This is a genomic window from Acidimicrobiia bacterium (assembly GCA_035651955.1).
Taxonomy (GTDB): domain Bacteria; phylum Actinomycetota; class Acidimicrobiia; order IMCC26256; family JAMXLJ01; genus JAMXLJ01.
The window spans coordinates 25,258-44,792 of the sequence record DASRES010000011.1; the positions used below are offsets into that span (position 1 = coordinate 25,258).

General features: G+C 71.2%; 19 protein-coding genes and 1 pseudogene. 7 read left to right on the forward strand and 13 right to left on the reverse strand.

The window, feature by feature from the left end:
• Positions 1-119 precede the first annotated feature (119 nt).
• Both VFC33_02975 and VFC33_02980 read left to right on the forward strand, forming a co-directional pair.
• Positions 120-1,180 (forward strand): annotated as a pseudogene (locus tag VFC33_02975) (transposase).
• A gap of 30 nt (positions 1,181-1,210) precedes the next feature.
• Positions 1,211-1,471 carry an MMPL family transporter gene (locus VFC33_02980; protein HZR12192.1) on the forward strand — a complete coding sequence of 87 codons (261 nt, stop codon included), beginning with the start codon at positions 1,211-1,213 and terminating at the stop codon, positions 1,469-1,471.
• 72 nt (positions 1,472-1,543) lie between these two features.
• Here the strand turns inward: VFC33_02980 and VFC33_02985 are convergent, their stop codons facing one another.
• The 10 genes from VFC33_02985 to VFC33_03030 form a co-directional block, all read right to left on the reverse strand.
• Positions 1,544-2,143, reverse strand: coding sequence for a sulfocyanin-like copper-binding protein (locus VFC33_02985; GenBank protein HZR12193.1), 600 nt, complete (start codon positions 2,141-2,143; stop codon positions 1,544-1,546).
• The gene (locus VFC33_02990; protein HZR12194.1) at positions 2,140-2,400 is read right to left on the reverse strand and encodes an SHOCT domain-containing protein; all 261 of its coding nucleotides are present in this window, start codon (positions 2,398-2,400) and stop codon (positions 2,140-2,142) included. The genes VFC33_02985 and VFC33_02990 overlap by 4 nt, the downstream gene beginning before the upstream one ends.
• Before the next feature lie 134 nt (positions 2,401-2,534).
• Positions 2,535-3,338 carry a hypothetical protein gene (locus VFC33_02995; protein HZR12195.1) on the reverse strand — a complete coding sequence of 268 codons (804 nt, stop codon included), beginning with the start codon at positions 3,336-3,338 and terminating at the stop codon, positions 2,535-2,537.
• Between the two features lie 13 nt (positions 3,339-3,351).
• Positions 3,352-4,056: a cation transporter gene (locus tag VFC33_03000; GenBank protein HZR12196.1), complete on the reverse strand. Its 705-nt coding sequence runs from the start codon at positions 4,054-4,056 to the stop codon at positions 3,352-3,354.
• Between the two features lie 99 nt (positions 4,057-4,155).
• Entirely contained in the window at positions 4,156-5,847 is a 1,692-nt protein-coding gene (locus tag VFC33_03005) for an FAD-dependent oxidoreductase (GenBank protein HZR12197.1), read from the reverse strand.
• A gap of 13 nt (positions 5,848-5,860) precedes the next feature.
• Positions 5,861-7,507, reverse strand: a complete 1,647-nt coding sequence (locus VFC33_03010; GenBank protein ID HZR12198.1) for a multicopper oxidase family protein — start codon at positions 7,505-7,507, stop codon at positions 5,861-5,863.
• Positions 7,504-7,887 (reverse strand): DUF3703 domain-containing protein, encoded by a 384-nt coding sequence (locus VFC33_03015; GenBank protein ID HZR12199.1) that lies wholly within the window; start codon positions 7,885-7,887, stop codon positions 7,504-7,506. Before VFC33_03015 ends, VFC33_03010 begins: the two co-directional genes overlap by 4 nt.
• Positions 7,884-8,543: a DJ-1/PfpI family protein gene (locus tag VFC33_03020; GenBank protein ID HZR12200.1), complete on the reverse strand. Its 660-nt coding sequence runs from the start codon at positions 8,541-8,543 to the stop codon at positions 7,884-7,886. The genes VFC33_03015 and VFC33_03020 overlap by 4 nt, the downstream gene beginning before the upstream one ends.
• Before the next feature lie 170 nt (positions 8,544-8,713).
• Positions 8,714-11,575, reverse strand: coding sequence for a LuxR C-terminal-related transcriptional regulator (locus VFC33_03025; protein HZR12201.1), 2,862 nt, complete (start codon positions 11,573-11,575; stop codon positions 8,714-8,716).
• 21 nt (positions 11,576-11,596) lie between these two features.
• The gene (locus VFC33_03030) at positions 11,597-12,568 is read right to left on the reverse strand and encodes an AraC family transcriptional regulator (GenBank protein HZR12202.1); all 972 of its coding nucleotides are present in this window, start codon (positions 12,566-12,568) and stop codon (positions 11,597-11,599) included.
• A 167-nt stretch (positions 12,569-12,735) separates the two neighbouring features.
• On the opposite strand from VFC33_03030, the gene VFC33_03035 reads away from it, so the two are divergent.
• From VFC33_03035 to VFC33_03045, 3 genes are read left to right on the forward strand one after another with little or no spacing between them, the layout of a single operon-like run.
• Positions 12,736-13,734, forward strand: a complete 999-nt coding sequence (locus VFC33_03035) for an ATP-binding cassette domain-containing protein (protein ID HZR12203.1) — start codon at positions 12,736-12,738, stop codon at positions 13,732-13,734.
• A complete protein-coding gene (locus VFC33_03040) occupies positions 13,731-14,519 on the forward strand; it encodes an ABC transporter permease (protein ID HZR12204.1) in 789 nt (262 codons plus the stop codon). The genes VFC33_03035 and VFC33_03040 overlap by 4 nt, the downstream gene beginning before the upstream one ends.
• A 44-nt stretch (positions 14,520-14,563) precedes the next feature.
• Positions 14,564-14,992: a hypothetical protein gene (locus VFC33_03045; protein ID HZR12205.1), complete on the forward strand. Its 429-nt coding sequence runs from the start codon at positions 14,564-14,566 to the stop codon at positions 14,990-14,992.
• Here VFC33_03045 and VFC33_03050 read toward each other — a convergent pair.
• Complete coding sequence (locus tag VFC33_03050; GenBank protein HZR12206.1) at positions 14,966-15,931, reverse strand: GAF and ANTAR domain-containing protein; 966 nt, start codon at positions 15,929-15,931, stop codon at positions 14,966-14,968. The genes VFC33_03045 and VFC33_03050 overlap by 27 nt on opposite strands.
• 469 nt (positions 15,932-16,400) lie before the next feature.
• Positions 16,401-16,730 carry an STAS domain-containing protein gene (locus VFC33_03055; protein HZR12207.1) on the reverse strand — a complete coding sequence of 110 codons (330 nt, stop codon included), beginning with the start codon at positions 16,728-16,730 and terminating at the stop codon, positions 16,401-16,403.
• 638 nt (positions 16,731-17,368) lie between these two features.
• Between VFC33_03055 and VFC33_03060 the strand changes: the two genes are divergently transcribed.
• Positions 17,369-18,523 (forward strand): hypothetical protein, encoded by a 1,155-nt coding sequence (locus VFC33_03060; protein ID HZR12208.1) that lies wholly within the window; start codon positions 17,369-17,371, stop codon positions 18,521-18,523.
• Between the two features lie 36 nt (positions 18,524-18,559).
• Complete coding sequence (locus VFC33_03065; GenBank protein HZR12209.1) at positions 18,560-18,883, forward strand: DUF4357 domain-containing protein; 324 nt, start codon at positions 18,560-18,562, stop codon at positions 18,881-18,883.
• A 13-nt stretch (positions 18,884-18,896) separates the two neighbouring features.
• Here VFC33_03065 and VFC33_03070 read toward each other — a convergent pair.
• Positions 18,897-19,535 (reverse strand): acyl-CoA dehydrogenase family protein (locus VFC33_03070; GenBank protein HZR12210.1); only part of this gene is annotated, 639 nt, incomplete at its 5' end.

Here is a 19,535-nt window from a genome sequence, read left to right on the forward strand (position 1 = left end):
GCGGGAGGTTGTCCCCGGTCTTGTTGAAGTGAGGTGGCGGTCCCCCGCCTGAGACCTTGCCGCTGGCAGGGTGTCGGGCGTCCGCCAAGACATCCGAGCAAGGAAGGGGACCACCACCGATGAACAAGAACGTAGCTGCTGTGCGTCTCGTCGAGCGCGACGACGCGGCCGCGGTCGTCGAACTGCCCGAGGAACTGCGTGTGTCGCTCGCGGCGATCGCCGGTGTGGCCCGTGAGGGCCTGTTGGCGGTCGGCGCGTCGGTCGGTTTGATGGTGATGCACGAGATGATGAACGCGGAGATGACCGCCAAGGTCGGCGGCCCGAAGCACGCCAAGCTCACGGACCGGAACGGCAACTGGCATGGCGACGCCCCGGGTTCGGTCGTGCTGGGTGGACGGCGCGTGCGGGTCGATCGGCCGCGAGGCCGCACGACCGACGGCCACGAGATCGAGCTCGACACCTACGCCGAGTTCGCGAACGATGACCTGCTGTCGCAGCTGGTGTCGGAACGGATGCTCGTTGGTGTCGCGACGCGCCGGCACGCGGCGGTGAACGAACCGGTCGGCGACGATCTCGACACGAATTCGATGTCGACGTCGCGGTGAGCCGCCGGTTCAAGACCGCGACGCAGGCCGGCCTGGACGAGTTGATGAGTCGCGATCTCTCTGAGCTGCGGCGCTGCGTGTTGATGCTCGACGGCGTGCACTTCGCCGAACAGTGCTGTGTCGTCGCCCTGGCCATCCTGGCCGACGGCACCAAGGTGCCGGTCGGCCTGTGGTTGGGCGACACCGAGAACAAGACCGTCGTCACTGCCCTGCTCGCGGACCTCGTCGACCGCGGCCTGTCCGCCGACGGCGGGCTGCTGGTCGTGATCGACGGTGCGAAGGCGCTCGCCACCGCGGTGCGCAAGGTGTTCGGCGACACCGCGTTGATCCAACGCTGCACGCTGCACAAGCGTCGCAACGTCCGAGACCATCTGCCGAAGGATCAGCAGGCGTGGGTCGACCGGAAGCTCGCCGCCGCGTTCACGAACACCGATCCGGCCGCCGGTGAACGCGCGTGCCGTGAGCTCGCGACCCAGCTCGAGGACCGCTGGCCGGACGCGGCCGCGAGCCTGCGCGAACGCCTCACCGAGATGTTCACCGTTCGTCGTCTCGGCGTCACCGGGCGGCTCGAGCGGTACGAGGCGACGGGCGACACCCGCCGTGCCGTGAGCGACGGGATCGCGCGCACCGGCCGACCCATCACGAACGCGGCGCTGGTGATGATCGTCGTGTTCATCGCGTTCGGTATGACGGGACCGATCCCGCCGACCGAGCTCGGCATCACGCTCGCGCTCGCGGTGCTCCTCGACGCCACGATCGTCCGTGTCCTGCTCGTGCCCGCGACCATGGCGCTGATCGGCGACCGCAACTGGTACCTGCCCCGCTGGCTCGACCGCGTGCTGCCGCACGTTCACTTCAGTCACTGATCACACAAGGAGCCGAGCACACGTGACCGGCGCGGGCGCGACGATGCGCGTCGCGGGTACGGATGCGCATGTTCAGGCGACGTCCAGCTCGGTGTACATGCCGGCGCTGTAGTGCCCGGGCAGGTTGCAGACGAGCTCGTAGTTGCCGGCCGGTAGCTCCAGCGTCACCCAGCCCACCGAGCCCGGCTCGATGCCGTCGCCCGCGCCCTTGCCGCACGTGCGCGACGCCTCGCCGAGACTGCCGGTCTCGTCGACGCGCCCGTCGGTGCCGACCGGACGCTCGCCCGCGTGCGCGCCGGGCGCGAGCGGCAACACGACGAGCTCGTGCACGAGGCTGCCGGCGTTCACGACGCGGAAGGACACGGTCCCGGCCGGCACGTTCGTCCGGTCGGCGCGCACGCGCATCGCGCCTCCCGCCCAGTCGCCCATCATGGGCCCGCCATGACGCGCCATCGGTCCGCCCATGCTCATCAGCGCGACGTTCACGACGTTGCCCGGCAGCGCGGGAACGTGGCAGCCGCCGGCCGGTGTCGTCATGTCGCGCGCGGCGCCGCGCGACGTGTGGAAGCCGCCGACGACCGCGGCGACGGCGACCGTCGACAGCGCCGCGAGCGCGAGCACCGCAACGGTCGCCGTGACGGCGACGCCCGTGCGCGAGCGGAAGGCCTTCACCGTGTGCGGAGCAGCTCGCGACGGTGCGTGTACTCCTCGGCATCGATGTCGCCACGGGCGAAGCGCTCGTCGAGGATGCGCAGCGCCTCGTCCTCCGGGCGCGCCTGCGGTCGCGGTGCCGGCGCGTCGTGTGTCCGGCCCGTCGAGCGAACGACGTAGACGATGACCGCGGCGACGGCGGCCCAGAACGCGAGCATGAGGAGGCCCATCGCGACCCAACCGCCCGGGCCCCAACCGCCGTACCAGTCGTGCATCATGGTCGACCACGTCCGCCGTCCAGCCTCGCGACGAGTCGGCTGCCCGGGTAGGGTCGGACGTCCCAGAGGCAGCGCGCGGAATGCCCGTTCCCGCGTCGCCTCAGCGGGCTGAGCCGCCGCATACGGCGATCACGTCACGCGTTGACACGGAACTCGACGCGCGGAGACGTCGCCCCCGCGCGTTCCCACGTACCTCTCGTCGCCGACCATTCCCACCCTGCGAACGTCACGTCGACGATTCCGTACGTGGGTGCGTGGCCGACGAGCCACGATGCGATCGTCCAGCCCCGTCCCGTCGAGACCGGCACGTTGGTGCCCGGTGACCCGAGCGCGGCGACGGCGGCGTTCGCGGCCTCGTCCGCGCTCGTCGTGGTGGGGACCGTGACGAAACGGCATGCGAATCCGGCTGCGACCTCCCCGGTCAGCACCCGCGCGAGCACGCGCGCCTCGGTCTCCCAACGCGCGTACGCCGCGGGAGTCGCGCTGCGTTGCACGCGTTGAGCGGCGTCGGTGACCGGCATCTCCGCCCACCCCGGGACACGTGCCAGCGCGCGGTAGAAGGCGGTCGCCGCATAGCTGGGATCCGACAACTGCGCGGCGCGCCCCCAACCTTGCGACGGTCGCTGCTGGAAGAGGCCGACCGAGTCGCGGTCGCCGCCCGGGAGGTTGTCGAGCCGGGACTCCTGGAGCGCGGCAGCCAGCGCGACCGTGACCGCGTGGTCCGGCATCCCGAGGCGTACGCCCGCGGCCGCGATGGTGGTCGCGTTCGCCGCTCGTGACGGCGTCAGCTCGTAACGCTCGTTCGGGACGGATGCGGTGCACGTCGCTCGTCGTGTGCCGCGCAGATGTGACACGACGAGCAGCACCGCGGCGACGAGCACGCCCGCCAGACCGATCGCGGTCGCGAGGCGCAGCCGTCGACGCACGGTGGAACGCATGTCAGCGGCGCACTCAGTCGGTGTCGCCGTGTGCAACCGTCCGCCACGCGTCCCAGGTGATGCGGAGGATCACACCGGTCATCGCCAGTCCGATCAGTGGGTCGGCGAGGCGCAGGCCGACTGCGACCGCAACGGCACTGGCGACGACGGCGAGCGAGACGTAGCCGTCGACGCGAGCGTGCCGACCGTCGGCGACGAGCGCGGAGCTGTCCAGGCGGCGGCCCGCGTTCAATCGCACTCGCGCGGCGAGCTCGTTGCCGGCGAAGCCAATGATCCCCGCGACCCCGAGCGCCGGGAGGTAGTTGAGGTGCTCGGGGTGCACGAGCCGCTGCACGGCTTCGAATGCGGCGACGAGCGCGGAGACGAAGATCGCTCCGACCACCGCGTACCCGCTCCACCGTTCCCCGCGTTCGCTCCGCGCCAGGAACGCGATCCCGAGCGGGATCGCCGTGAGGGCGTCACCGCCGTTGTGGATCAGATCGGCGAGCAACGCGATCGATCCCGTGAGGACGAACACCGCCGCCTGCAGCGCAGCGGTGACGGCGAGGACGGCGAGGCTGATCGCGACGGCTCGGACGCCGGCCCGCGACCGGATGATGGAACGATCGACCCGACCATGCGAGTGGCCGTGGCGGTGCCCCTCCGCCGCGTGTTCGTGTTCGTGTTCGTGCCCATCGCGACGCGACGGAGCGGCGACCGGTCTGGACGCTCGCAACATCGTCGGATGCCGGTGCGGCCGGTCGTGCGGATGGCAGTGGGTGCGCCGGCCGTGCCGGTGGACCGCGTGATGCACGCGTTCGAGCGTAGTGACGTCGCGTCACGACCGGTCGCCGTCAGCTCCCGGGGTCTCGGCGTCGAGGTACTCGTGGACGACGCGGACGCAGACGGCGCCCTCGCCGGCCGCGGACGCGACGCGCTTCACCGATCCCTGGCGGACGTCGCCGACGGCGAACACGCCGGGCATCGTCGTCTCGAACATGAGCGGTGCACGCGTGGCGTCGTCGTCGACGTGACAGTCACAGTGCCCGCCCGTCGCGATGTACCCCCAGGCGTCGCGGGCGACCGACGGGGGGAGCCAGTCGGTGCAGGGGTCCGCGCCGATGAGGACGAACAGCGCGGCTGCGCCGGTCCGCGCGATCACGCCGGTCGAGCGGTCCCTGAGGTCGATCCACTCGAGGCGGCCGTCACCTCCGCCGTCTGCGACTTCGGTCGCGTAGCGGATCTCGATGTTGCGTGTGCGCTCGATGCTCTTGACGAGGTAGTCGGACATGCTCGCCGCGAGCGACGTCGACCGAACGACGATCGTCACCTGCGCGGCGTACTGAGCGAGGTGGATCGCGGCTTGGCCCGCGGAGTTGCCGCCGCCGACGACGCAGACGTGCTCGCCGGTCAGCGCCCGCGCCTGCGACATCGCCGAGCCGTAGTGGACGCCGACGCCGTTCAACGCGTCGAGTGACGGCACGTCGAGCGTGCGGTAGGCGACGCCGGTCGCGATGACGACCGCCCGCGTCGTCAGACTCGTGCCGTCGGCGAGCTCGACGATCCGGAGGGGGCCTTCGGCACGCAGCGCGACGACGTCGCCGCCGTACACCATCTCGGTGCCGAACAGGATCGCCTGGTCGAGCGCCCGAGTAGCGAGCTCCGCGCCGCTGATGCCGCGCGGGAAGCCGAGGTAATTGCGGATCATCGAGCTCGTCCCGGCTTGACCGCCCATCGACGTACGTTCGACGAGCGCGACGCGCAACCCTTCGGAGCCTGCGTACACCGCGGCCGCCAGTCCGGCCGGGCCGCCACCGATCACGACGACGTCGTACGTCCCCTCGCCGGCGCGCGTCCGCGCACCGAGCGCTTCGGCGACGTCGAGGTTCGCGGGGTCGACGAGCGGCGCGTGCCCTTCGACCACGACGACCGGTTCCCGCGTCGGTGTCATCCCCGCAGCTTCGAGCGCCGCACGCCCCGCATCGGAGTCGACGCTGTGGAACGCGTACGGGAAGTCGTGCCGGTGGAGCAGGTCGCAGATCTCGTGCACGCGCGCCGAGCGGACGTCGCCGATGACGTTGACCGTGTCGTACGGTCGGCCCCGCAACCGCCACCAGTCGTCGAGGAGCTCGGTGACCGCGCGATGGAAGCGCTCGTCGGGTGACCCCATCGGCTTCGTGACGTAGTAGTCCGCGTCGCCACGTGCGAGCAGCTGCACGACCTCCTCACGTGCGGAGCGGTTCTCGTTCCATCCGACGAGCAGCGCGCGCTTGGCGTGCGGATGCCGTGCGCGCACCCTCGTGAGGAGCTGCGAGTGGTCGTCGCGGCGCTCGGCGAGGACGAGCGCGACATCCGCGGATGCCGCGTCGTCGAGGTCCGCGAGCACGTCTTCGCCGGACCGTGCCACGACGACGTCGTAGTGACGGCCGTAGCGGGAGTCGAGCTCGTCGGCGAGCCGCGCCCGGGTGCTCGCCTCGTGATCGACGGCGACGATTCGTGGACGTCGGGACGCACGCCGTTCGTCGTGCATCACGCGCTCCACGTCACGACTCGAGTACGGGGAACGAGAACATCATCCCGCTCTGGTTGTGCTCGGCGATGTGGCAGTGCGCCATCCACAACCCCGGGTTCGTCACGTCGAGCAGGATGTCGACGGTCTCCCCCGAGCGGACGAGGACGGTGTCCTTCCACGCGAGGTTCGACTCGACGACGTCGTCACGGGCGAGGATCAGGAACCGTCCCGCGCCGTGGACGTGGAAGGGATGGTGCATCGGGTGGTCCTGGTCCATGTCGTTGACGAGGCGGATCTTGACGAGATCGCCGACCCGGAAGGCCCAGTCGATCTCCCAGTTCTCCTTGCCGGTGCTCGTGTCGACGAGCTTCCAGATCATGTTCTGCGCGTCGGACGCCGCGTTGATCTCCGGCATGAGGTCCTCCCACTCGAGCCCGTCGGCCGTCTCGTGGCCGTGCGAGTGCTCGTGCGCGACACCGTGGTCGTGCGCGTCGTCGGCGCTCGCGGTCTGCGGGACGAGCCGCATCCCGCACTTCGCGCACGTGGCGGGCTCCGTCGCGACGACGTCGGGATGCATCGGACACGTGTACGCGGCCGCCGTCGTGTCCGTGTCGCCGTAGAGCAACGGCATGAGCGACTTGAAGGCGAGGCTCTTGTCCGGCGGGCGCGCGATGTGCGCGTCGAGCCGGCTGCGCCACGCCGCCAGCTCGTCGTCCGTCCGCAGCTCGTCGAACGCGGACGTGTCCGACGAGGGACCAGGCGCTTCGGTCACGTCGATCGTGCCGAGCGTGTAGGTGCGTCCCGGCGTGCGGTGCTCGAGCGCGACGGTGCCCGGGGACTCGAACTGCACGTCGACGATCGCCCGCTCTGACGGCGCGAGGAGGACTTCGTCGACGAACGTCTCGTGCTCGTAGCGCCCGCTGTCACCGCCGACGAGCTTCATCCGCGTACCCGGGAGCGCGACGTTGAACAGCCGCGTGTTCGCGGTGTTCGTGAAGGAGAAGCGCACGACCTCGCCGACTCGGGCGTCGAGCGCGAGGTCTGTCTCACCACCCGTCAGCATGACGTTGCCGAAGCGGCCCATCGCGACGTGCGTCGGACCAGCCTCGTGGAACGCGGCGATGCGCCCGTCCTCGACGAGGACGTCGTCGAGCGTGACGACGACCTCACGGTCGACGGCCGGCCAGTAGCCGGCGTCCGCGGGTTCGACGACGATGTTGCCGTACAGACCCATGTCGAGCCCGTAGTCCTCCCGGATGTGCGGGTGGTACCAGTACAGGCCGGCGTCCGGGAAGCGCAGCCGGTACGTGAACTCGCCGCCGACGTCGATCGGCGGTTGCGTCTCGAACGGGACGCCGTCGTACGCGTTGTCGAGCCGCAACCCGTGCCAGTGCACCGTCGCCTCGGTGTCACCGTCGTTGCGCACGTGCACGACGACCTCGGATCCCTGCCGGACGCGCAACGTCGGGCCCGGGATCGACCCGTTGTACGACAGCATGCGAACGCGGTCGTCACCGAGCGTCTTCGCGACGGGCGCGATGTGCAGCTCGTAGGTGGCGCCGTCGTGGAGCTCGACGACGGTGGCTCCGGTCGCGTCGTCGAGACCGGTGACGTCGGTGGAGAACGTCGCGGTCGTGTCGGTCGTCTCGGTCGTCGTCTCGTGCGCGCTGTGGTTCACGATGCCTCCACGGTGTCGGCCAGCAGCGGCCGCAGGTCGTCGGGGACGGGCATGGGAGCGAACGGGCTGACGTCGGCGCCGCCGGTGTTGCCGACCGGGTACCTGCCGGTCATCGACGCCGGGCCGGCGACGACGGTTCGGAACAGCTGCCCGACGATCTCGCGACGGTCGCGGCGACGCAACGCTGTCGCGAGCATCGCGACGTGGGTGCGGACGTGGGCACCTGCGAGCGGTTGGCTGAGCACGTGGGCCCGTTCGAGGTGTGCCCACTCCGCACGCGTGTCGCCACTCACGCGTGCGGTGCGCGCGGCGCGGATCTCCTCGGTCCACGCGGTGCGCAGCTGCGTGCGCGTGTCGGGGGTGACCGTCGGAGCGCTCATCGTGCGCCTCCCGCGGTCGGGGCGGGGAGCGCGGGACCCTCGCCGATGAGCTGCCGGACGACGTCGACGAGCGCGGCGGGCGCCTTGGCCGGTGCGCCGGTGTCGAAAGGCGGCTGCGGGTCGTACTCGACGGCCAGCTGGATCATCTGCGCCATCTCGGGCCCGTACATGCGGTCGAGCAGCACGAGCGCCATGTCGATGCCACTCGACACGCCGGCCGCGGTGATCACCTTGCCGCGCTCCACGACGCGCTCTGTCGTGTAATGCGCGCCGAGCTGCTCGAGCGCGTGCTCGCGCGCCCAGTGCGTCGTGGCGTCGAGTCCGTCGAGGATCCCGGCCGCGGCCAGGTAGACGGCACCGGTGCAGACGCTCGTCGTCCACGTCGTCATCGGGTGCACGGCGCGGAGCCACTCGACGAGCTCGGGCTGGAGCTCGGTGTCGCCGAGGCCGCCCGGCACGACGACGACGTCCGGGTCGCGGACCTCGGCGAAGGACTTCTCCGCGATCAGCGTCGCCCGGCCGGTGTGGTCCACGACGGGACCGGCCTCGGCGGCGACGAACACGACCTCGTGGCCGGGGACGTCGGCCAGGATCTGGAACGGCCCGACGATGTCGAGCATCGTGAACTTCGGGTAGAGCGCGAGTGCGATCTGCATCTGGCCTCCTCGGGGCTCGGTGCGGTGCGCTGCGGTGCTTGCCATGCGCCCACCCTCGCCCTAAGGGGCCCGGTCGCACATCGGGCGCGACCCCTCAGATCTGACGGCTCCCTCGGGCAGCGCCGTCCCGGCCGTCCGGCCACGGCGCCGCTTCGTCCGCACGGTTCGCCTCACGCCATCCCGAGGCGTTGCGCGACGGCCGCCGCCTCCACACGGCTCGTCGCCCCGAGCTTGCGCAGGATGTTCGAGACGTGGACGCTCACCGTCTTCTCGGAGACGAACAGCTCGGCACCGATCTGGCGGTTCGTGCGGCCGGCGGCGACGAGCGCGAGGACCTCGGCTTCCCGCGACGTCAGCCCCAGGCGCGACGCGTCGCTTGCGCCGAGAGCGGTGACGGGCTCCTGCTCCACACGCAGGCGCGTGCGCGTCGCGACTGCGTCGATGTCGGCGAGCAACGGCGTCGCCTGGAGCTCTACGGCGGTGTGGTGCGCCGCGCGCAGAGCGTCGCTCGCGCGCGCCGCCTCACCGACCGCGGCGGCGGCCTCGGCCTCGCGCACACGGGCAACCGCCGCACCCCAACGATCGGCGTGCTCGTCCCACGCGGCCGCCGCGCGCGCCCACGCTTCCGGATCGCCGGTCGTCAGCCGCGTGATGCTCGCTTCGGCGTGCGCGAGGAACGGCGCGACACCCACGGGCAGCTCGCCCGTGTCCGGACGCGTGCACGCCGTGCGTGCGTCCGCGACGCGTTGCGCGAGGCACGCCACGACGGCGTCGACGTCTACGGGCTCCCGCCGCGCGAGCGCGTCGAGTGCCTGTTCGACCTCGGCCGCGACGGCGAGCAGTGCGAAGCGGGCCGGCCAGCGGTGGTCCCGTCCGCATTCGCTCGTCCAGCCGTCGCCGGCCGCGCTCGCCGCGACCGCCGGCTCGCCGCACAGCAACGCGACGTCCGCGCGTCCCGCGCTCAGGTGGATCACGTGCCACGGGTCGACCTGCAACTGCTCGGCACGCGCGATCTCGGCCCGGGCGCGTTCGCGCTCGCCGCGACGCGCCGCGAGCGCGGCCGCCGCGACACGGAGACGCAGCGCCGTCGGCGGGACGGCGTCGACTCCTGCGAGCCGTTCGAGCAGTGCTCTCGCCTCCGACCAGCGGCCGAGGCGGGTCAGGCCCTCGACCGCCATCGCCGACAGGTAGCCGCCCATGCTGCGATCGAAGCCGGCCCGCTGTCCCTCCGCGGCACCGTCGAGCGCGACGGCGACGGCGGCATCGAACCGCGCGGCGTGCAGGAGGGACTCGGCGAGGTAGATCGTGGCGAGTGCCCGGTCGTCCGGGAGCTCGGCTGCTGCAGCAGCGCGTTCGCAGAGCGCGATCGCGGCGTCCGTGTCGCCGAGGTGGCTGTGTACGAGACCGAGCACGCGAGTCGCGTGCACCCACGTCGCCCGGTCGACGTCCGGATCGGTCACGACGGCGAGCGCCTGCTCGCACCATGTCTGCGCAGCCGCGTAGCGGCAGAACAGGAACTCGCCCTGCGCGAGCCCGGCGCACACGATCGCGGTGTCGACGGTGCGGTCGTCCGGGTCGACCAGCGCAGCCGCAAGCCGGTACTCGACCTCGCTCTCCGCGAGCCGCCCCGCGGTCCACAAGTAGCGTGCCAACCTTTCGTGGCCCCACGCCTCACCGCGCGAGGGCGCACGGCGCGCGAGCGCCTCGGTCGCGAACGTCACTGCACGGGCACCGTCGCCGGTCACGTACGCCAGCTCGGCCGCCTGCCACTCGCGCGGGGCGCGCTCGTCGTCGGGCGCGCCGGCCTGGTCCCACAGCGCGAGCGCGCGCTCGACCTGCGCGAGCGCCGCTGCGGGCGCGACGCACTGAAGCTCGTCGCTCGCACGCAACATCGCGTGGAACGCCCCTGTGACGTCGCCGGCGCGCTCGAGGTGAAATGCGAGCTCGCCCGCGGCCATCGTCGGCGTCGCCGCGAGCTCCGGCCTCGTCACCAGCGTGTCCGCGATCCGGCCGTGCAGTCGCCGTCGCTCGGACGGCAGCAGCTGCGACGCGACGACGTCGCCGATCAGCGCGTGACGAAACGCGAATCCGTCGGCACGCTCGTCGAGCACGATGACGTCCGCGGCGAGCGCCGCGTGCAGCGCTGCGTCGAGCGCGGCGTCGTCGACGTCGACAACCGCGCGCAGCAGCGCGTCCGGCGTCTCACGCCCGAGCGTCGCGAGCGCCGCGAGGACGGCCTTTGCGTCGTGGTCGAGGTGGCCGATGTCGGCGGCGAAGAGATCCGACAGCAGTTGCGGTATCGACTCGCCTGCGGCGCTGGCCGCCGCCAGCTCCTCGGTGAACAGGGGATTTCCGTCACCACGCGCCATGATCTCGTCGACGACCTCGGGCGGCACGGCATCACCGACGACCGCGGCAGTCAGTCGCGCGACGTCCGCGCGCGCCAGGCGTCCGGGTTGGATGCGACGGACGAGCGGCAACCGGCTCAGCTCCGCGAGGCGCCGGCGATCCTCGACGTCACGCACGGTCGACCCCGCGCGGTACGTCCCGACGACGACGACTCCTTCGTCGACGAGGTACCGCGCCAGGAAGTCGAACAGGTCCCAGGTCAAGGGATCGGCCCACTGTAGGTCCTCGAACAGGACCACTCGCGTGCCGACGGCCGCGAGACGCGCGAGGAGCGTGAGGGTCGCGTCGAACACGGCCAGCGGTGACGACTCCGGCCCCGTGACCGCGGCGCGCCGGCTGACGAGCTGCGCGAGCGCTTCCGCGTCCGGTGAGTCGAGCAGCTCCGGGTGCGCGCGTCGCACCGCGCGCAGGATGTCGACGAGCGACGCGAACGGGATCGTCTCGGCGCTGCCTCGCGACGAGCGCCCGACGACGAGCTCGACACCGGCGGCCGCGGCGGCGTGCGCGACGAGCGTCGACTTGCCGATCCCCGCCTCTCCGAGCACGAGGACGACCGCGGCACCGCCCGCAGCGGCGGTCGCGATCGCGCCCTCGAACTGCGTCAGCTCGCGTTCGCGCCCCACGAACACCCGACGATCCCCGGTTCAGACGGCCGAGAGCTCAGTATCGCCGTTCTCGGCGATCCGTGCGTCCGCGGCCGGGCGACCGGCGCGCCGCCAGCGCAACGGCGTCGTCCCGTGCGCGCGGCGGAACGTGCGTACGAAGTACGCGGGATCCTCGTAGCCGACTCGACGCGCGATGTCGGCAACCGCGAGGTCCGTGGTCACGAGGAGGCGGCGCGCCTCGGACAGCCGCCGCGCCGTGATCCACTCCTGCACGGTGCGTCCCGTCCTCCGGCGGACGACGGTGGTGAGATAGCCCGGCGACAGGGCGACGCCGCGGGCGACGTCCTTCAGCGATATGGACTGCGCGTATCGCTGCTCGATGTAGTCGAAGACGTCGGCGAGCAGCGGTTCCTCGTTGACGCGCAGATCGGTGACGAGATCGGCTGCGAGTCGCGCCGCGTCGACGAGCAGAAGCGTGAGATGCGCGACGACCGCCTCGGAGAACCCGTCGCGTCGCGCGCGCAGCTCCTCGTCGAGCGCCGCGATCCGCGCCGTCCACCGCGGCCGGTCTTCGGCCGGGACTCGCAGGTGTTGCACTCCCGTTCCCTCACCGCGCGCGAAGAGGAACAGCAACGGGTGCGCGCGCCACGACAGCAGCGCGTTCGGCACGGCGTCACCGAGGCCGTCGATCGGGAAGTAGACGGCCCACCCTCGCCCGTACTCGTCGCCCGCGGCGTCGACGACCGCGCCGACGACCTCACCGGGCGCGACGACGTACACGTCTCCCGGCTCGATCTCCCAGCGACGCGAGCCGACACGGATCGTGCCGCCGCCACGCTCGAAGTACGCAAGGGTGAGGAAGTCGTGCGCGTGCGCGTGCTCGCCGGCCGTACCGGCGAGGTCGACGAGCTCCAGCCGGTCCACGCTGATCGGCGGCATGCCCGACACCGGCTCGTACGTGTAGACGGGCGGGCCCGAGCCCCGCCGGCTCACGCGTCGTGTCGTCGCCATCGTCGTCACCTCGTCGGTCGTCGCCGGCCGGCACGGAGCGCAGGGTCGGCCGCGCCGCCGGTCCCAAAGATCGTCCTGGAATCGCCAAGCATCGAGGCTAGGACCGTGTCGTGGCTGAGCTCGATACTCGACGTGCCGACAATGATCGTCCCATACCGAGGTGCATCGTGACCGTCGCCCCGACGACCCAACCGTCCCTGCCGCGCCCCGCCGTCGAGGTGACGCGCCTCGTGAAGACGTTCGGCGCGACACGGGCGCTCGACGGCCTGGACCTCGTCGTCCGGCGCGGCGGCGTGCACGCGCTGTTGGGTCCGAACGGTGCGGGCAAGACAACGCTCATCCGCATCCTCGCCACGCTCGTGCGCGCCGACGCCGGTCGCGCCCGGGTGCTCGGTCACGACGTCGCGCGCGCTGCGGACGAGGTCCGTTCGCGCATCGCCCTCACGGGGCAGTTCGCATCGGTCGACCCCGATCTCACCGGCCGCGAGAACCTCGTCCTCGTCGCGCGGCTGCTCGGTCACACGTGGCGATCGGCGAAGCGTCGCACCGACGAGTCGCTCGAGGCGTTCGATCTCACGGACTCGGCCGGCCGTCAGGTGAAGACGTACTCGGGCGGGATGCGTCGTCGCCTCGACCTGGCGGCGAGTCTCGTCGTCGCACCCGAGTTGCTCTTCCTCGACGAGCCCACCACGGGTCTCGACCCCCACCACCGCGTCGAGCTGTGGGAGATGGTGCGCCGTCTCGTCGGTGGGGGCACCACCGTCCTGCTCACGACGCAGTACCTCGACGAAGCCGACCAGCTCGCGGACCGTGTCGCGGTGCTCGATCGCGGTCGCGTGATCGCGGACGGTTCGACGAGCGAACTCAAGGCGAGCGTCGGCGCGGGCTCGGTCACCGTGCGCGTGCGTGATCCCGAACGTCGTTGCGACGCCGCGGAGCTCCTCGCGCGCACGTTCGCGCAGGACGTCCATCTCGGCCGCGACCGGGCAGTCCTCCAGCTGCGCGCGTCCGATCCGGACGCGGTCGCTCGCGCGTTGCTGGACCTGTCGCGAGCCGGTGTCGCCGTGAGCGAGTTCGCGTTCGGTCAGCCCACGCTCGACGAGGTCTTCCTGACGTTGACCGGGCACGGCGCCGACCCCGACGCGCCGGTGGAGGAGGTCGCATGAGGGCCGTGACGGCGACACCGCCGCACCGGCTGCGGGCCGGCAGGGTCACTGCGTCACTCACGTTCGGGTGGCGAGGTCTGTTGAAGATCAAGCACGTCCCCGAACAGCTTGCCGACGTCATCTTCATCCCCGTGCTCTTCACGGTGCTGTTCACGTACCTGTTCGGCGGCGCGCTGGCGGGTTCGACCGGTCGGTATCTGCACTCGCTGCTGCCCGGCACGCTCGTCATGACCCTCCTGCTTGTGAGCGTCTACACGGGCGTCGGCCTCAACACGGACGTGACGACCGGGACGTTCGACCGCTTCCGGACGCTGCCGATCTGGCGACCCGCCGCGCTCGTCGGCGCGCTGCTCGGTGACGTCGTGCGCAACGCGCTCGCCGGGACAATCGTGATCGCGGTCGGGGTGGCGATGGGCTACCGGGCGGATCCACTCGGCGTTATCGCTGGCGTCGCGCTGATGCTGCTCTTCTCCTTCGGGATCGCCTGGATCTGGATCGTGCTCGGACTGACGTTGCGCGCACCGAGCGCCGTCTCGAGCGTCAGCCTTCTCGTCGTCTTCCCGCTCACGTTCGCGAGCAACGTGTTCGTCGAGCCCGCCACGATGCCGCGATGGCTGCGGTCGTTCGTCGACGCGAACCCGATCTCGCATCTGGTCGACGCCGAGCGCGGGCTTCTGAACGGTGGCGCGACCGCGGCACAGGTCGTCTGGGTCGTCACCGCGGCAGTGGTGTTGATCGCGGTATTCGCGCCGCTTGCCGTGCATCTCTACCGGAACAAGTCGTAACCCCTCGCACCACCGGTGCGACCGAGCGAATGGAGAGCAACGAGATGGCGGAACCCTTCGTGTTCATCACGACGCACCGCGTCGACCCCGCACAGCTCGACGAATTCACGGCGTTGACGCGTGAATACGTCGAGTACGTGACGGCGAACGAGCCCGACGTGTGGGCGCACCTCGCGTGCCTCGACGAGGCCGGGTCGGAGGTGGCACTCGTGCAGGTGCACGGCGACGCGGCGTCGGCCGAGCACCACATGCAGATCGCCGGGGAGATGATCGGTCGTGGGCTCGCGCTCGCGACGACGGTCACGGTCGAGGTGTTCGGCGAGCCCGGGCCGATCGTGCGCCAGGCGCTCGAGGCCAACGCCGCGCAGGGCATCCCGGTAACGGTTCGTGCGCACCGTCTCGCGAGCGCGGTCAATCCCTCGATCGTCGGGCGTGATCGCGCGCCGTCAGCGGCCCGCGCCGGCGCCGGTTGACCGGGCGCGGCCGAACCCGAAGTCACGGTCGTCTTCGGCGATCTCACCTGTGTGCGTCAGATCGTCGGCGACGTCGCGCAGCCGGCGGTTGAGGCGCTGGGACGCGCGCTTCAGGACGTCGAACGCTTCGTCAGCAGTGAGACGGTCGCGCTCCATCAGGATCCCTTTGGCCTGCCCGATGACGTCTCGCGTCGCGACAGCTTCGGAGGGCTGGCGGGTCGTCGTGTCCGCTTGGGCGGCGCGTGCGGCAAGTGTGACGACCGCACCGAGGTGAGCGGTGAGCAGCATGACGCATTCGCGCGCGTCGGCGTCGAAGGCACAGGCCTTGTTGCCGTAATTGTTGAGCGACCCGAACGCGGCGACCGGATCGCGCTCGTCGACGATGGGGGACGCGATGGCGCCGACGGCGACACCCGCCGCGGCGACCGCGGCCGCGAGGTCGGGCCAGCGGGAGTCGGCCGCGAGCTCGTCGCTGATCACGAGATGCAGCGTCGAGAGCGCGTCGAGGGACGGCCCCTGGCCGCTGTCGTATTGCAGGCAGTCGAGGGCGCGCGCCGCGGGGTTCGTCGCTGCGACCGTCACGGGGTCGTCGCCGACGAGCTTCGAGAAGCTGGCGGCGTCGCATCCGGGTACGACCTGCGCCGCCGCGGCGACGATTCGCGCCGTGGCGTCGTCGGGCTCGCACGTGTGAGCGAGGAGACGCGCGATGTCGAGGAGGTGCGACGTCAGCGGTCGAGCGAAGTCCTGGCGGGCGAGGTCCGCGTCGGCGCGCCGCCGTTCTCGCCGGGCGTCCGCCCGCGCGGCGGCGGCCTCCCCGCGCTCCGCTTCGAAGACCGTGGACCCGAGCGCGCTCCCGGTACCCGCCGTCGCGGACGCCGCGTGCAGCCCGACGTCGATCGCCAGCTCACGAAGCTGCTGTTCGCGCGCGTCCGCGAGCACCTCGCGCTCGTCGTCGAGCGTCTCCGCGCGGTCCGCCTGCGCCTGCCGATCGTCGGCGAGGAACTCGCGCCGTTCGCCCGCCCAGTCCGAGTCCTCCGCGCGGTGATCGTCCGTCCGGGGTGTGGCGCGGCCGGCCCGCTCCGCCTGCTGTTCGCGCCGGCGGCGGTTCGAGCGCCGGGCGGCGCAACCACGTCCAGCGCGTCCAGGAGCGCCGCAGCGGAGCTTGGCGCGCGCCGCCGAAGCGCGTCCTCGGCGGCATCCGCCTCGATCTCGCGCCGGTCGGCGAGCTCGTCGCGCTCCGTTGCGAGCTTGTCCCGCTCGTCGGCGACGCGACCTCGCTCGTCGGCCATTCGTGCCCTCACGGCATCTCAGTGTCCCGTCCCGCGTGCGACGCTCGGTCGTCGAAGCGGTCATCCATCGCGTGACTCGAGTGCGAGCGATTGGTGGCGACGCCGAGCGCGACGCGAGGTCAAGCGCGGTCGCTCAACAGCTCGTCGGTGTTCGTCAGCTCGAACAGCCGTCGCACGATCGGCTGCGGCGATCGGAGCTCCAAGCCGGCGCCCTGGCGCTCCGCTTCGGTGCGGCATTGCAGGAACGTCTCGAGCCCGGACGAGTCGCAGAACCTCAGACCCGCGAGGTCGACCGTCACGTGCATGACACCGCTCGCGCACAGGTGGTGAAGGCACGCTGCGAGCTCGGGAGCGCCTGCCATGTCGAGCTCGCCGTGAACGCTCACGACCGTGTGCCCGTCCTCGCCTCGGAGCTCGTATCCGAAGCCCGTTCCGCCGGGCGATCCCATGCGCCCTCCTGAGAGGTAGGGGGAGTGCGCGAGACGGTCTGCTTCACCCCTTGTCCGCACGCGTTCCGTTGACCAGCCATGCTCCGCCCTTCACAACGCTCTGACAACGCAGCGAACAGCTTCCGCGACGCCGCGAACGAGCCGCCACGTACCGTGATACGACGCGGCGCCGTGGTTCGGCCGGTCGTGCCGGTCGCCCTACACGCGTTCGGGACCGTCGAGATGTCGCGTGTGCTCCGCTTGGAGCGATGCGGCGCGCTCGTGGCACGCGACCGCGTCCAGGTGAGCCTTCTCGGCTGCACGGTGCGTGCTCGCAGCGTGTGCGTGCTGCTCGCGACCGGCGGACGTATCCGCGTGTCTCGCGGCCTCGTCGTCGGCGAGGGCCGCGTCGTGCTCGCGCGCGGCGCGACGGCGAGCCTCGTTCGCCCGCTGCAGTGCGCGGGCCTCACGGGTGCCACGGTCGGCCGCTGTCCGATCGTCCATGCTCACGCCGCCTCGGTGACGACAACGCTACCCGTTGCCGCTTCTGCGGCTGTCCCGGCCGGATGCAATGGAGCGAGCGCTGAGCAGCGACGCGCCGAGCGCAGGATCCGGGACCGTGGTTCAATCCGGGCCGTATCCGAAGCGCAGGGGGGCGGATGGGATCGCTGCGTCGCCTGACGGGAGTCCTCGTCGCGACACTGTTGCTGGCAGGGTTGTGCTCGTCGTGCCTGCTGACACCGGGCGACACGTCGAAGATCACGCTCGTGAGCTCCACGACGCTGAACGGCTGGCGTTACGACTACTACCGGAACAACGCGTATCCCTGCAGCATCAGCGGCTACCAGACGTTCGTGATCGGGACGAAGGTCGGATCGTCCGCGAGCGCGTCGGCGCCGCTGTTCGTTTGGATGCACGGGGGCGGGATCGGCTGGTTCGACAGCACGGGCACACCGCGGCCCGACACGCAGCAGATGACCGAGCAGTCTGCGTCCGCACTGCAGTCCACGCTCACGAATCCGGGGCTGTTGACGAGCATCCGCAACGACGCCGCCGGCTTCCGCGTCCTCGCGGTGTCCTACTGCAACCGCGATCTCTACAGCGGCGCGGACGTTCGGGATCCGAACAACCCGAACCTCAATGCCGACGGCTCCGCGAAGACGACCAACGGGCTCGTCGCGACGAAGGCGGCGATCGCGTTCGCGCAGTCCACGTATCCCACGTCGAGGTACTTCCTCGCGGGCGGGAGCGCGGGGTCGGCGGGTGCGTACGAGGTCGCGTGGGCGGAGCAGGAGTCGAAAGACCCGCCGGCCGGCGTCGTCGGCGACGCGAGCGTGCTCAACGCCGAGCAAGGGCAGGCCGCGTACCAGCAGGGGATCTGCTCGAACCCGGCCTTCGGCGCCGCGACGAGCATCATCCAGCAGCGTTTCACACCGGAGATCGGCAACCTCGACAACGAACCCGACAAGCTCGTCAGCCGCGGCCAGCTCACGGTCCCGCTGCTGCACATCTGGAACCACGGCGACACGAACACGTGCGGCAGCACGCCGATGCAGTGCCCCCTGCGTGACGGTTCCGTCGTGACGATGGGCGCGACCGATTGCAACCACCAACCGCTCGCCGCGGCGATCGCCGCGAGCGGCAACAGCCGCTCCATGAACCTGCCGGTGTGCGTCGACGACGACGGCACGCCCGACTGCTCGCTGCACGTCGTGACGACGCACACAGGGTTGACGAACACCGACCCGTCGACACCGCCGGACTACCTCGGCGCGGTCGTCGCCTGGGTCGACGCGCGGCTCACCGATCCGTAGACGCGGGTCCCTCGGTAAAAAGAGGGACAACTGATCGTGCCGGGGGTCATGCCGCCTGACCCTGTTGACGGCGAGCGCGAGCATCAAGTGCTCGAAGCGACCCCGCGCACCCGGACAGGGCGAGCGTCCCGCCGTTTCTACGGCCAGCGCCTGGACCAGGTGCCGGACGGGCCAGCGGAGTACGCGGTCGGTGGCCGTGTCTATCGGGCACAGATCGACCTGGGCGAGATCGTCCTCGCGGACGGGCGCCGCTTCACGTCGCCGTCGAGTGCGGGACGCGCCGCGCACGGGACCGCGATCAACGGCTGGAAGGCATGGACCCGCGATGGTCGGACGCTCGCGGACTTCGTCAAAGAGTAGTTCCTCGACGCCGCTAACGCCGGCGCGCCATGTACTTCTTGTAGTTCTCGGCGGCTTGGGCGAGCTCGGGGCGCGCGTCGAGGACGGGCTGCATCTTCTTCCACGCCTCCTCGCGCTTGTACGGGATGAACTCGGTCGGGAAGTAGCCCTCGTGCGGGCGGTAGTCCTTGAGCACGCGGCGCGCGACCGTCGCCTTGTGCACCTCGTCCACACCGTCCGCGATGCCCATCGTCGGCGCGGCCGCGTACATCGCCTGGATTGGCGTCAGGTCCGTCGTGCCGAGCGAGCCGAGGATGTGCAGCGCGTTGTACGACACCTCGCGCAGCACCTTCGCCATCGTGAACTTCACCGCGGCGATGTCAGTCCGTGCCTCCTGCGTGGACGTCTGGTCGATCTTCCACGCGGTCTCGAGCACGAACAGGCGCAGCATCCGGATCGCGGCGTACGACTCGGCGATCTTCTCCTGCACCATCTGGTGCTCGCCGATGATCTTGCCGTGCGACTCGCGGCTCAGCGCGCGCTCGCACATCATGTCGAACGCCAGCTTGCACTGCGCGATGGTCCGCATCGCGTGGTGGATGCGCCCACCGCCGAGCCGCCGCTGCGCGAGCACCTTCGCCCCGTCTTCCGGGCCGAGGAGATGGTCGAGGGG

Bases quoted from the DNA above. Each gene is read 5' to 3' on its own strand.
- VFC33_02990 (HZR12194.1), bottom strand. From the start codon at position 2,400: ATGATGCACGACTGGTACGGCGGTTGGGGCCCGGGCGGTTGGGTCGCG.
- VFC33_02995 (HZR12195.1), bottom strand. From the start codon at position 3,338: ATGCGTTCCACCGTGCGTCGACGGCTGCGCCTCGCGACCGCGATCGGT.
- VFC33_03000 (HZR12196.1), bottom strand. From the start codon at position 4,056: ATGTTGCGAGCGTCCAGACCGGTCGCCGCTCCGTCGCGTCGCGATGGG.
- VFC33_03005 (HZR12197.1), bottom strand. From the start codon at position 5,847: ATGCACGACGAACGGCGTGCGTCCCGACGTCCACGAATCGTCGCCGTC.
- VFC33_03015 (HZR12199.1), bottom strand. From the start codon at position 7,887: ATGAGCGCTCCGACGGTCACCCCCGACACGCGCACGCAGCTGCGCACC.
- VFC33_03020 (HZR12200.1), bottom strand. From the start codon at position 8,543: ATGCAGATCGCACTCGCGCTCTACCCGAAGTTCACGATGCTCGACATC.
- VFC33_03030 (HZR12202.1), bottom strand. From the start codon at position 12,568: ATGGCGACGACACGACGCGTGAGCCGGCGGGGCTCGGGCCCGCCCGTC.
- VFC33_03040 (HZR12204.1), top strand. From the start codon at position 13,731: ATGAGGGCCGTGACGGCGACACCGCCGCACCGGCTGCGGGCCGGCAGG.
- VFC33_03045 (HZR12205.1), top strand. From the start codon at position 14,564: ATGGCGGAACCCTTCGTGTTCATCACGACGCACCGCGTCGACCCCGCA.
- VFC33_03055 (HZR12207.1), bottom strand. From the start codon at position 16,730: ATGGGATCGCCCGGCGGAACGGGCTTCGGATACGAGCTCCGAGGCGAG.
- VFC33_03060 (HZR12208.1), top strand. From the start codon at position 17,369: ATGGGATCGCTGCGTCGCCTGACGGGAGTCCTCGTCGCGACACTGTTG.